The sequence below is a fragment of the Photobacterium gaetbulicola genome, from assembly GCF_003025515.1.
Lineage (GTDB): Bacteria > Pseudomonadota > Gammaproteobacteria > Enterobacterales > Vibrionaceae > Photobacterium > Photobacterium gaetbulicola.
Genome location: NZ_PYME01000006.1, coordinates 174282 through 187382, shown reverse-complemented (window position 1 = coordinate 187382; position 13101 = coordinate 174282). Strand labels below are relative to the sequence as shown.

13 protein-coding genes are annotated in these 13101 nt (G+C 47.6%); 6 read left to right on the top strand and 7 right to left on the bottom strand.

Going from position 1 to position 13101, the window contains the following annotated elements:
- Window positions 1–113: 113 nt before the first annotated feature.
- Window positions 114–728 carry a DUF2238 domain-containing protein gene (locus C9J03_RS07505; protein WP_052829617.1) on the top strand — a complete coding sequence of 205 codons (615 nt, stop codon included), beginning with the start codon at window positions 114–116 and terminating at the stop codon, window positions 726–728.
- A gap of 75 nt (window positions 729–803) precedes the next feature.
- Here the strand turns inward: C9J03_RS07505 and galE are convergent, their stop codons facing one another.
- Window positions 804–1820: a UDP-glucose 4-epimerase GalE gene (galE, locus tag C9J03_RS07500; protein WP_044621108.1), complete on the bottom strand. Its 1017-nt coding sequence runs from the start codon at window positions 1818–1820 to the stop codon at window positions 804–806.
- Between the two features lie 193 nt (window positions 1821–2013).
- Between galE and C9J03_RS07495 the strand changes: the two genes are divergently transcribed.
- The 3 genes from C9J03_RS07495 to C9J03_RS07485 all read left to right on the top strand — a co-directional run bounded on the left by C9J03_RS07495 (window position 2014) and on the right by C9J03_RS07485 (window position 4718).
- Entirely contained in the window at window positions 2014–2946 is a 933-nt protein-coding gene (locus C9J03_RS07495) for an alpha/beta fold hydrolase (protein WP_044621109.1), read from the top strand.
- Between the two features lie 152 nt (window positions 2947–3098).
- Window positions 3099–4148, top strand: coding sequence for a GGDEF domain-containing protein (locus C9J03_RS07490; RefSeq protein WP_044621110.1), 1050 nt, complete (start codon window positions 3099–3101; stop codon window positions 4146–4148).
- Window positions 4149–4193: 45 nt separating this feature from the next.
- Window positions 4194–4718 carry an NUDIX hydrolase gene (locus tag C9J03_RS07485; RefSeq protein WP_082060541.1) on the top strand — a complete coding sequence of 175 codons (525 nt, stop codon included), beginning with the start codon at window positions 4194–4196 and terminating at the stop codon, window positions 4716–4718.
- Between the two features lie 122 nt (window positions 4719–4840).
- Here C9J03_RS07485 and C9J03_RS07480 read toward each other — a convergent pair whose 3' ends face one another.
- Window positions 4841–5731, bottom strand: coding sequence for a LysR family transcriptional regulator (locus C9J03_RS07480; protein ID WP_107291682.1), 891 nt, complete (start codon window positions 5729–5731; stop codon window positions 4841–4843).
- Window positions 5732–5861: 130 nt separating this feature from the next.
- Here C9J03_RS07480 and C9J03_RS07475 point away from each other — a divergent pair, with 130 nt between their 5' ends.
- Together C9J03_RS07475 and C9J03_RS07470 are read left to right on the top strand one after the other, a co-directional pair.
- Window positions 5862–7880 carry an alkyl/aryl-sulfatase gene (locus C9J03_RS07475; protein ID WP_044621113.1) on the top strand — a complete coding sequence of 673 codons (2019 nt, stop codon included), beginning with the start codon at window positions 5862–5864 and terminating at the stop codon, window positions 7878–7880.
- Window positions 7881–8052: 172 nt separating this feature from the next.
- A complete protein-coding gene (locus C9J03_RS07470) occupies window positions 8053–8160 on the top strand; it encodes a hypothetical protein (RefSeq protein WP_044621114.1) in 108 nt (35 codons plus the stop codon).
- 36 nt (window positions 8161–8196) lie between these two features.
- On the opposite strand, the gene C9J03_RS07465 is transcribed toward C9J03_RS07470, so the two are convergent.
- From C9J03_RS07465 to C9J03_RS07445, 5 genes are read right to left on the bottom strand one after another with little or no spacing between them, the layout of a single operon-like run.
- Window positions 8197–8955, bottom strand: coding sequence for an SDR family oxidoreductase (locus tag C9J03_RS07465; protein WP_044621115.1), 759 nt, complete (start codon window positions 8953–8955; stop codon window positions 8197–8199).
- Between the two features lie 40 nt (window positions 8956–8995).
- Complete coding sequence (gene mmsB / locus C9J03_RS07460) at window positions 8996–9901, bottom strand: 3-hydroxyisobutyrate dehydrogenase (protein ID WP_044621116.1); 906 nt, start codon at window positions 9899–9901, stop codon at window positions 8996–8998.
- Complete coding sequence (locus C9J03_RS07455; RefSeq protein ID WP_044621117.1) at window positions 9901–11079, bottom strand: enoyl-CoA hydratase/isomerase family protein; 1179 nt, start codon at window positions 11077–11079, stop codon at window positions 9901–9903. The genes mmsB and C9J03_RS07455 overlap by 1 nt, the downstream gene beginning before the upstream one ends.
- Window positions 11080–11123: 44 nt before the next feature.
- Window positions 11124–11906: an enoyl-CoA hydratase gene (locus C9J03_RS07450; protein WP_044621118.1), complete on the bottom strand. Its 783-nt coding sequence runs from the start codon at window positions 11904–11906 to the stop codon at window positions 11124–11126.
- Window positions 11907–11931: 25 nt separating this feature from the next.
- Window positions 11932–13092: an acyl-CoA dehydrogenase family protein gene (locus C9J03_RS07445; protein WP_044621119.1), complete on the bottom strand. Its 1161-nt coding sequence runs from the start codon at window positions 13090–13092 to the stop codon at window positions 11932–11934.
- Window positions 13093–13101 lie beyond the last annotated feature (9 nt).

Below are 13101 nucleotides of genomic sequence, written 5' to 3'. Positions count from 1 at the left end.
CTTATCATGCAGATAACGCGCTGGTAGCAAAACCTATAGAGATATTCAGTTAAAGTTACCTTCAATATGCTAATCTTCACGCACCACATGGATGTATGTAGGACATTGAATTAATGACACAAATTCGCAACCATTCCGTACCGTTTATTGCTTTTCTGATTGTCACTCACATCATTATTTGGTCCGGTTTAGACCCTGCCTTTCCTGATGTATGGCTAGCGGAAATTATCCCGGTTGTGCTCATTTTAGCGCCTTTACTGATCACCTACCGTTTTTTCCAGTTTTCTAACACGGCCTATATCCTGATCGCGATTTGGATGTCACTTCACACCATCGGTGCCCATTATACTTTTGCTAATGTGCCATTTGACTGGTTTAACGATTTTATCGGTTCTCAACGTAACAATTTTGACCGGGTCGCACACTTTTCTATCGGCCTTTATGCTTTCCCTATCGCCGAGTTTCTGGTTCGCAAAGGTGTTTGCAAACCTATTTGGGCGTCTGTTTTTGCCTTGGCCGCAATCATGGCTATTGCCGCGAGTTATGAAATTATTGAATGGTGGTATGCCGTACTAGCTGGAGGGAATGCCGGGGTTGAGTTTCTTGGAAGCCAAGGAGATATCTGGGATGCGCAAAAAGATATGCTTGCCGATACATTAGGTGCAATCACCAGTTTGGTTATTTTCCATATCATCAAACCTTACCAGCTTGAAAACAACGTCAATTAACATGTGCTATGAATAAACTAAAACAAAGCCCGCTCTATAGCGGGCTTTATGCGTATTATCTACAACTATGATGTTTTACAAATCAGGGTAACCACTCGGGTTTGCAGACTGCCAACGCCAAGTATCTGCAGTCATGTCTTCGATAGTACGCGTAGCTTCCCAGTGCAACTCGGCTTTAGCTTTAGCCGGATCAGCCCAGCATTCGGCAATATCGCCGGGACGACGAGGTGCAATTTGGTATGCAACCTCAACGCCCGCAGCTGCAGAAAATGCTTTGACCATTTGCAATACGCTGAAACCATTGCCCGTACCAAGGTTGTAGGTATGCAGGCCTGCTTCCTTGCCCTTGTGATTAAGCGCCGCCAAATGGCCATCAGCAAGATCAAGCACATGGATGTAATCACGCACACCCGTTCCATCTACTGTCGGGTAGTCATCCCCGAAAACGGACAAGAAATCACGACGACCAACAGCAACCTGAGAAATAAACGGCATCAGGTTGTTTGGAATACCCTGTGGATCTTCACCCATTTCACCACTTTGGTGTGAGCCAACTGGGTTGAAATAACGTAGCAGCGTAATGCTCATTTCAGGATACGCTTTCTGAATATCAGTCAGGCACTCTTCCACCATCAATTTACTGCGACCGTATGGGTTGGTCGCACTGGTCGGAAAGTCTTCTGTAATTGGCACACTTGCCGGATCGCCATAAACAGTCGCAGAGGAGCTGAAAATCAAGCTATTTACACCAGCTGCTCGCATCGCTTCCACGAGAACCAAAGTGCCGTGAACATTGTTATCATAGTATTCCAGTGGCTTTTCAACTGACTCACCCACGGCTTTGAGGCCCGCGAAGTGAATCACCGATTCCACTTCATTATCAGCCAATACCTTGTCAAGGAAAGCACGATCACGGATATCGCCTTGATAAAATGCAGGTGTTACACCAGTCAGCTTTTCAATTCTAGCCAACACTGATTTTTTGCTGTTGTAAAGGTTATCAACAATAATCGGCGTCATACCCGCTTCAATCATCTGAACACACGTATGGCTGCCAATGTAGCCCATACCGCCGGTGACGAGAACTCGCATGCTTTTCTCCCTGTGAATGAGGAATTACTCAAACAATATTAGTTAAACTGGGCATAAAGTATCATAACCATATGGAAAATAAAGTAACGATCACATTACCTGTGCAATTTGCAAGCAATAATTCGTTCAGTTCAAACATAAATAAAACAGCGTATAATAACGCCGTTCTGTTTCCGGGAAGGGAGATTTTTTCATGCGCTTTCTTATTAACCGCCAACTCACTAGATTCATTGCCATATTCAACACCCTGATTATCTTAGGTGGTTGTGAGTTGGTGCAATGGAAAGAACAACACGATCATCACCAGCTTTATGCCCAAGGCTACCAAGAGCACCTTCTCAACCTTGAAGAAGGCGGCCAGTTAAAGTATTGGATTGGCGGAACAGGTAAACCCTTATTGCTCATCCACGGCTTTGGCGGTAACGCGATTTCTACCTGGAAAGAAGAAATGCTTGAGCTAAGCAAGCATTATCAAGTGATTGCCCCGGACCTGGCTTGGTTTGGCGACTCTTACAGCATGGGGCCACCAAATCTCACCACCCAAACCGCAACCATTTGGCAACTGCTCGATGCACTTGGAATCGATAAAATACATGTTGCTGGTATTTCTTATGGCGGCTTCATCGCCTACAACATGATGATGCAACCCGATAGAGTTGAAAAAGGGGTGATCATTGCCAGCCCAGGGCCACTCTTTAGTGATGAAGATCTCGAGGGGCTATGTCGTCGAGCCGGAGTGGAAAAGCCTGAGCAGCTCTTTGTACCAACCAACCGCGATGAAGTCAGACGCCTGTTCGATAATGTATTCTACGAGCCGAAAAAGATGCCAGATTTTGTCGCAGAACAAATATACAGTAGTTATTTCTCTCCGTACAAAAAAGAAAAGGAGGTTTTAATACAATCACTTGTAGAAGACAGACACCGAATCTCACTTGCTGATACCGCAACCTTTCCACCTTCAATGTTAATTTGGGGTGACAGCGATCAAATTTTCCCCCTCAAAAATGGCATCGCACTCAGCCAACACCTGAACTCAGCAATCGTCGTGTTGCCTGAAACCGCGCACGGAGTTACCAACGAACAGCCAAAAATCGTCACCAAACTATTGAAATTATTCTTAAGTTAGCATTTCAACAAGGAATTATTACAGAACAATCAATTACATTTTTTTCGTCAAAAAATTAGACAAGACTCGCACCTTAGATTAAGCTTATCCGGCCATTGCGCATAGTTGCGTATTGGCTGGAGTATTGTTTTACCTAAGGATAACCTTCTACCATGAGTATGGTTTTTAAGAGCCACCAGCTGCAATCTGATAATCACGCCTATATCGAACTCAGCAAAGAAACGCTAAAAAGACAGTTGTCTATCTTATTCCCTGTTGCCGGCATTATTTTTCTTATTATTGCCTTCTCGTATTTTGTCTCGACAAACTCTTTGTGGTTAACAAGCCAAGCTCTGGTAGGTGCCCTGCTCTGTCAATGCCTGACGTTGGTGAACAAACGCTGGGAAAGTCCCCATCTGCTCATTTGGCTTTTTATTCTCTATACCACAGCCAATTGCATTTACGGGTTTTATACCGATGGGTCAAATTTACTGAACAACACCATTGCACTTACCATTCCATTATTATGTTTCTTTACCCTCAGACATCAACTTGCTTCTTGGTACAGTTTGCTCTTTGGTTTGTACTACATGGCCATGAGTGCTGATGAATATATTCAGAAGCACCTGCAAATTAACGAAGCATTACAAAACATCAGTGCCTATGCCATGGTCCTGGTTATGGCCTACTTACTGGCTCAGCATCGTAACGAAGCCATCAAGCGGGTAAAGGATACTGCCAAGAAAGACTTTCTCACCGGTCTTCTCAATCGCAAAGGTATTGAAGAGCAATACTTGCATCAAGCCTACCGCTCTAATCGCTACTTGAAAGACATTTCCTTGCTGCTAATTGACATTGATGGGCTAAAGGACCTCAACGATAGATACGGGCTGGAAGTTGGCGATCAAATTCTAATCATGGTGTCCCAATGTCTCAACCATCACCTCCGAGGAACAGACAGTCTTGCTCGAATGGGAAATGGGGAGTTTTGTCTACTACTGCCTGATACATCCCAAATGGATGCTGAAACCATAGCCTTGCAACTATTACAAGAAATCAAAAAATGGCAACTTGAACTGGACGATGCACAGAAAATTTCGGTGACGCTTAGTATCGGCCTCACTTTAGTTGAATACCAAAACTTCAGCCTTGATTACATCAAAGCTGACAGCGCTTTGCTACGAGCAAAAAACTGGGGGAAAGATCAAATTGCCATCGGCTGATAAATTCCATACGCTGTCAAGACATACATTACGGATAATAGAATGATGACAACGAAAACCCTTTGCCAATGGAAGTGCTTCTCTGTTGAACAATCACAGCATACCCTTCCTGACGGCAGGGAGATTAACTTTACCACTGTCAAGCACCCTGGAGCAGTCATCATCGTTCCAATTGATGAAGGCGGTGATCTGGTAATGATCAACCAATATCGCCCAGCAATAAAAAAATGGATCTTGGAATTTCCGGCAGGCACACTGGAAACCAACGAGGATATCTTAGGCTGTGCGCAGCGTGAATTAGCAGAGGAATGCCAGTTGGAAGCAAGGCATTGGCATAACTTGGGGGAGCTTTATCCCGTACCAGGGTTTTGTGACGAGGTACAATATCTGTTCTTAGCAACCCAGTTGAAACCTTGCCAAGCCCAGTGCGATGAGGATGAAGTCATTGAAGTTATGAAAGTGTCACCAACAGAATTCCTCGCCAAAGTGGCACAAAATGAAATAAAAGATGCCAAAACACTCGCGGCATTTCTAAAACTCCATGCCAAGGGCCTATTAGTGCCAAATTAGCCTCAGCCCAAAGCTCAGTGAGAACATTTATGATGAAACCTGGCAGTTGCAGTCTGAGGCTGAAACTGCCGAATTTATCCACCTATTACTCTAAATAGGCCGGCACAATACATCCCCGCAATTTACACCGTTACCGTGAAGTACGACTTGAGCTTTTCTCGCAACCATCGATTGGCAGGACTTTGCTTCATTCGGTTGTGAGTCATTAGACGATAGCGGATTGGAATGTTGGTAAAAGGAGCCTCGAGGATCTTAATATTCAACTTCTCAGCAAACATTTTCGCCATGTTCCTGCTCACGACGGCGACACAATCGCAGCTTGAAACCAGAGACATTTGCGAAAGCAGTGAATCGCATTCCGCAGCAATATCGCGCTCATTCAGACTTTCTACGGTGAAATAATCCGCGAGGTAAGCATTCTCCCGGCGTAGTTTCAAAGTGATATGTTTCTCTTGGTAATATTGCTCTAATGAAATTGAACTGGCAATTCTTGGGTGTTCCTTGCGAACAATAATGCACAGATCATCTGCAAATAAATCCTCAAATAAAAATGATGGAGCAGAGAAATTGGCAAAATCGATAGCCAAATCCGCTTGTTGCTGATTAAGGCTATGGATCAGTTTTTCTTCACTCAACAGTGTCGGGTGCAGCTCAATCTTTACCTTACCCAGTGATTCATCCGCCTCTATTTTTGGCAACAGCATCAACATAACAGGCTCTGATGCATAAATCACAAAGCGACGATCATGTTGTGTCGAAAACGATTCCATTCCCTCAAGCGCATTGTGAATTTGAGTAAGAGCCGGTTCAATCTGCCTCATTAACTCTTGTGCCTGGTGCGTAGGCGCGATACCACGGCCAGAACGGACAAACAATTGTACTCCTAGTTGATGATGCAAGCGCTTGAGAAGCCCGCTAACGCCGGGTTGCGTCATTCCAATTTCTTCTGCGGCCAATGTAATCGAACGGTGACGATACACGGCGACGAATACCTTAAGCAGGTTCAAATCCATATTGCTTACCACGAACCACCTCAACACATAACAAATCGTGATGTTTGATATACAACTTCGTATGTTTTTTGTTATATGTCAACCGAATATAGTAGCGCTATACCCAATGCTGACTACAACGAGGCTCCCTATGAACACCCGTTTTTCACCTTCGATTCTTTCGCTAGCCATTTTAGTATCTTTCAGCGCGAGCGCTGACTACGCAAATCTAGACAGCTATCAAGGAAAGCCAGCAACCTCACATACCCTTAATGCCAATGCCGAACTTGCCAAACAACTGCCATGGCAAGATACCACGGCCTTCGAGCGTACCCAGAGAGGGCTGATCGCTGAGTTTGGTTCCCATGAAGCAGGCGAACTAAAAAACCGATTCCAATATATGTCCGGCATGAGCCAGGATGAATTGCCATCTTCAGTAAACCCCTCTTTGTGGCGACAGGGAATGCTAAATTACGCGGCGGGGGGATTGTATAAAGTCACTGATGGTGTCTACCAGATCCGCGGTGCTGATCTTTCCAATATGACCATCTACCGCACCGATAACGGCTACGTCATTCATGACCCTCTTTTATCTAAAGAAGCGGCAGAAGCATCTTGGGAGTTCGCAAAAATGCACCTGCCCGCCATTAACGGCGGACACCAAATCACAGGCATGATTTACTCGCATATGCATGCCGACCACTTCGGTGGTTCCCGAGCCATTATTGAGTCGGATGATTTTGCTACAGGAGCCCCAATTTACGCCCCGAAGGACTTTATCAAAGAACTGGCTGACGAGAACGTGATTGCAGGCACAGCCATGAGCCGCCGTGCCAACTACCAATATGGCACGACGCTAGACAACAACACCAAAGGCATTGTTGATAATGCGCTAGGACTGGGTACCTCCCGCGGCCAAGTAACCTTGGTTGCTCCAACCCATGAGATTCAGGAGCGGGAAAAACTCATTACTATCGATGGCTTGGAGTTCCTGGCGATTAATATGCCGGGTGCCGAAGCACCAGCAGAAATTGTTCTATACGTGCCGGAATATCGCTCTTTGAATACCGCCGAGCTAACCTACGATGGTATGCATAACATCTATACTTTCCGCGGAGCAAAAGTACGAGATTCGCTGATCTGGACCAAGTACCTGACCGAGCTCAAGCTGCGTTTTGTCGACAGTGGCCTAGTAGACAATATTCACGCGGCTCACTCTGCCCCCGTGTGGAACGACCCAACCACGGATGCCAACGAGATTGCTGAATATATGACTCTACAAAGGGACAACTACGGCTTTATTCACAATCAGTCTATGCGCCTGGCTAACCACGGGGTGTCAATCAATGACGTTGGCCGAGAAATAGAGAAAATTGTTCCGCAATCACAGCTTGATACCTGGCACACCAATGGTTACCACGGCTCTTATAGCCACAATGCGCGTGCGGTAGTGAACTTGTACTTGGGTTATCACGACTTAAATCCAGTCAATACTAACCCTTTACAAACTAAAGACAAATCATGTGTGTATGTTGAAGCGGCAGGTGCAGATACGCTTTATAAAGCGGGAATGACACACTTCGAAAAGGGTGAGTATCAGCATGCATCACAGCTGTTCAACGACCTAGTACAGTGCGATCCAAACAACATCGAGTACCGCTTTGCCCTCGCAGATAGCTTCGAACAGCAAGGCTACCAGTCTGAAACAATGGCATGGCGTAACTCCTATCTGCAAGGTGCCGTCGAGTTACGTACCGGTGAAATTCAACCGTCGATCAAACTCGCCTCGCCGGATGTAATCGCCAATACCCCAACGGGCATGTTCCTAGACTTTGTGGCGGTCAAACTCAATGCAGAAAAAGCCGAACAAGCCGGCTTAAACTTTAACTTTGGTGTAGTACACCCTGACTTGGATGAAAAATATTATGGTGAAGTATCTAATTCGAACTTGGCCAATATTGAAGTAACAGAGCTCCCAACAACGGATGTCACGCTGAGCATTACCAAAGCGGACCTCACTCAGATTGTATTGGGCAACACCACGCTGGAAGCTTTGATCAAATCAGGCGATGCAAAGGTAGAGGGTAACGCAGAGCTGCTTCAGCAACTCGCTGGCACACTGGATGAGTTCGACGGGATGTTTGAAATTCTGCCAATGCCAACTAAGTAGTTTCAACATACTGCAATAATTTCTATCTAACGCAATGCCCCACCGTAGAAGGTGGGGCATGTTTTATCACCGTTATTGTAATCAAACATGTCCACACCAAATGTACTATCGCATTTTGTTGCTAACTGTGGCATCTTTCTGCCAACGCTAACCCAAGAGAAAGACAACCGCCATGGATAAACTCTTTTCAATTCTCAATAAGTTTGCTGCAATTATTGCCATGCTCATGTTCGTCATTGGTGGTGGCATGGCACTGTTTGTGATGTTCTACGGCCGCTAGAACACCAGCTAATGATAACCGCCCCACCTTAGGTGTTTACATTCGCATTCCACCGTCAACTTCCAGCACACGCCCGGTAAAATAATCATTTTCTAAGATGTATTTTACGGCATGGGCTATTTCACTGGCTTCGCCTATTCGGCCAACCGGGATCATTGACTTTAGCCGCTCAATTGCCTCGGGTTTAAGTTGTTTTGCCATTGCCGTTTCTACTACGCCTGGAGCAATTGCAGCGGCTCGGATCCCGTAACGGGCAAGTTCCTTGGCCCAACAGACCGCCATGGTTGCGACAGCGGCTTTGGAAGCTGCGTAGTTGGTCTGCCCGATATTTCCCGCTCTAGCCACACTGGAAATGTTGATGATCGCCCCCTGGTTGCCGGCAGCAACCATGGATGCCGCCGCCTCACGTCCGCAGAGGAATGTTCCGGTAACATTCACATCCATCACGGTAGAAAATTGCTCCAGGGTCATTTTCTCTAGCTTGCCGTCTTTAGCCTTGACCAGCAATCCATCTCTGAGTACTCCGGCATTGTTGATTAGACCATTGAGTTGGCCAAAATCCTCCATGATATTGTCAAACACGGCGATGACTTGCTGCTCATGCGTCACATCCGCCTGATACGTTAACGTCTTGGCGCTCAGCATTTGGCATTGCCGTTTAGTTTCGTGTAACCCTTCTTCACTCAAATCAATCAGTGCCAACTGGGCACCAGCCTGCGCCAGGCTGATGGCCATCATTTGCCCAAGCCCCTGCCCGGCACCTGTTATGGCAATCACGCTTTGCTTTAAATCCATAGCTCCCCCTAATGAACATATCCATAACCGGAAAATCGATTTACTTTGATGGCTTTCGATAGAATTCAAACAGACTCGAGAAATCGCGAAGTTCATTGCCTTCAGCGTTATGAAAGGCATATAAATTTCGTGCCAGCGTGCCCATTGGGATTGGCGATTGGCTCTCCGTTGCGGCTTCCAGGCCCAGCCCTAAATCTTTTAGCATCAGCTTTGACATGAACCCCGGCTGGTAGTGATTCGACGCCGGGGCTTTGTCCATGATCCCCGGACAGGGATTATACAGCTCCAATGCCCAGTTCCGCCCAGAGCTTTGCAGCATGATATCGGACAGAACCTTGGGATCTAGGCCATTATCCATCCCAAGGCTCAATGCCTCGCAGGTACCCGACATCAATATCCCCAGCATCAAGTTGTTGCAGATCTTGGCCATTTGACCATCGCCAGCTTTGCCGGCATGGAAGATATTCTTGCCCACATGCTGTAACACTTCCTCGGCTTGCTTGAACCCGCTGTCTGTTCCACCAACGATAAACGTCAGCGTACCGGCCTGGGCTCCCGCAACTCCTCCGGATACGGGGGCATCAACAAACTCAAGCTCGAGGGTATGGGCTTGTTGTGCCACTAACCGCGCTGAAGCCGGGTCGATTGTTGATGAATCGATAAGAAACGTCCCTGCTTCCACCATTTTCAATAAGCCAACCCCACCTTGATGATCACCAAGGTAAACTGCCCTAACATGCTCGCCTGCCGGCAGCATTGTCATGACAGTTTGAGCACCTTTTACGCATTCCTCCATCGAGCCAGCAACAAACGCTCCGTCTTCCTTCAAGGCTTCAGCTGCAGCGGTATTGATGTCAAACACCGACACCTGACACCCGGCCTTGAGCAAGTTCAAGACCATTGGCCGCCCCATGTTGCCCAAACCGATAAATGCAATATTCATCATTAAGCTCCTTCATGTGAACCATTTAGCCCCAACAGTTGGAGCGGGTGTTCGTTATCTGCCCAGAGTGGGGTGAACAAGGTATCAATCACTCTTTGATCGACGCTGGCTATATCGGAAAACAGCCAACGAGGCTGCTGGGTTTTCTCGATCAGGCGGGCTTTGACTCCTTCATAAAACTCCCCTAGCTCACCACAGCGGACGGACAGTGAGAGTTCGAGGCGAAAGCAGTCGGCCAATGATTCGTAGTGAAATTGGGTCAACTGGCGATAACATATATGGGCCGTTATCGGGCTACCTTCTCTTAACGTCTGTTTTGCCCTTCGCAGCCATTTACCCTCGCTTTCATCAACCGGTTCAGCCATGGCCTGGATTTGATCATATATCTCGGGCAAAGACCCATATTGACAGGCAGTTTGAATAGCCTGGAGATGGGGTAACAACTCATTTTGCGGATGAGAATACTTGGCGTCATTACCAAGCCTGTCCAGCAGCTCGGTCACGCCCTGATGCGGCTCGACATCGTCCCAATTAACCTGCTGCAGCAACTCGAACATCGTTTCTTTTTGGCCTGGCAGTATAATATGTTCGGTCATCGCTAGCGCAAGCGCATCCGTGGCATTGACTGTCGCACCAGTTAATCCAAGAAACAGGCCCACGCCCTGCGGTAAGTGGTTGAGAAACCATGTCCCTCCCACATCGGGATATAACCCGATACTGATCTCTGGCATCGCCAATCTGGTATTCGGCGTGGTTATTCGATGGCTGGCTCCGATATACAAGCCTATCCCGCCTCCCATCACAATACCCTCACCCCATACAATGACGGGCTTGGAATAGGTATGAATGAGATAATCAGTTTGATATTCGAGAGTAAAATAGTCGGTTAAATAACTCATCGCTTGGCAGGTGCCAATGGGTTGATCTGATGACCTAGCCTCATTCATCACCTGGTACATGGCCCTGACATCACCTCCGGCACAAAAGGCTTTCTCCCCCGCACCGTGGATGACGACACCGACAATGTTGTGATCATCGTGCCAGTGCTTGAGAGCATCATGCAGTACCACCAGCATTTCGTAACTTAGGGCATTAAGAGATGCTGGATTATCTAATTCAGCAATGCCAAACTTGAATCCCCCGCTACATTCAAGCTCACTGATATTGACCGTGCCTGACATATCCTTCCCCCTGAAATTCACTGTAAAGACTTACCTCTGGCCTCTTAACGATTTTTCCACTCTGGCGGGCGCTTCTCTAAAAAGGCGTTCACCCCTTCAGTTTGATCTTCCGTATCAAACAGTTTGAGGAACAACTCACGCTCCTTGATCAAACCATGATCCAAAGGCGAATGACGGCAGTTTTGAATTAAGGCCTTGCACGCCGCGACGGAGGACGGAGATTGATGGGCCACTTCGGCCGCCATCTGTTTCGCACTTTGCAGGCCCTGACCTGAAGCAACGACTTGCTCAACCAAACCAATCTCCAACGCCTGTGACGCTGTCACCCTTTCACCACAAAGTATCATCCGTTTGGCCCAACCTTCGCCCACCAACCAGGTGAGGTTTTGTGTACCTCCGGCACACGGCAGCAAGCCGACTTTGGCCTCGGGAAGAGCCAAATCCGCATGCGCTTCCGCAATACGGATATCACACGCCAAGGCCACCTCCAAACCTCCACCCATTGCATAGCCATTAATCGCGGCAATAGAAACACCTCGAAACTGGCTGAGCGTCTCAAAGGCTTCGCCGAAAGCTTGCGCCATACTCAGCGCAATGGCTTTATCGCCATCCGCAAACAGTTTCAAATCGGCACCGGCAGAAAAAAACTTCTCCCCCTGACCGGTTATCACCAGCGCATAGATATTCTTATCGCGGTTGAGCTTGTAAATCGTATCTCGCAGCAGGTTAAGGCTTGTTACTGTCCAGGTATTGGCCGGCGGGTTATTCATGGACAGCACTGCGGTATGGCCATGTACGACAACTTCAATGGCGTTAGTTTCTGGCATGAGGCTACTCCTCTCCTAAATGAAGTCACAGAAGGCGGCAGCCTTCGCTCAACACCCGCCTGGCGATGATCAGTCGCATAATTTCGTTGGTGCCCTCCAGGATCTGATGAACCCTGACATCCCGGAAATAGCGCTCTAAAGGGTACTCCTTGATATAGCCATAGCCGCCATAGAGCTGAAGGGCTTGATCACAGATACTAAACCCCACATCAGTGGCAAACCGCTTGGCCATCGCACAGTACGCCGTGGCGTCTGGTGCCTTCCTATCCAACTGATAAGCGGCATATCGCACTAGCTGCCGTGCCGCAATCAGCTCCGTGGTCATGTCAGCAAGCTTAAATTGCACAGATTGAAACTCAGCCAGTTTGTTGCCGAACTGCTTGCGTTCAGTCACGTACCGGCCCGCCTGCTCAAGGGCTTGTTGAGCGGTACCGATAGAGCATGTAGCGATGTTGATTCTTCCGCCATCTAACCCTTTCATCGCAAACTTGAATCCGTCTCCTTCATTACCCAAAAGGTGGCTAGAGGGAATACGGACATCCTCAAAAGTTACGGCTCTGGTCGGTTGACTGTTCCAGCCCATTTTGGGCTCTTTGCGACCGTAACTGATCCCATCGGCATCAGCGGGAACCACAAAGGCAGAGATACCCGAAGCCCCTTTTTTACTGGGATCCGTTCTTGCCATCACTACCAGTACATCGGTATCCCCCGCCCCAGAAATAAAGGCTTTGGCTCCTCGGATAACATAGTCACCGCCTTGTTTGATCGCAGTCGTTACCAAGGACGCAGCATCCGAACCGGCATTGGCTTCTGTCAGGCAATATGATCCCAAGTTCTCACCATTAACAAGCAGTGGACAATACCTCGCTTTGACGTCATCGGTAGCAAAGCTGGCAATCATCCACGACACCATATTGTGGATGGTCATATACGCCGTGGTTGACGTACACCCCATTGCCAATTGTTCAAAAACAATCGATGCATCAAGGCGTGGCAGCCCCAAGCCACCTTGTTCCTCGGGAACATACAGACTCAAGAAACCCATATCTCCTGCTTCCCTCAACACGTCCTTAGGGAAGATCTGTTTCTCATCCCAGCCAGCCGCATTGGGGACAAGTCGATCCTGCGCAAACTGCCGTGCAACATCGGCAAAAGCACGTTGGTCTTCTGTCAGAGAAAAGTCCATATCCGCTCC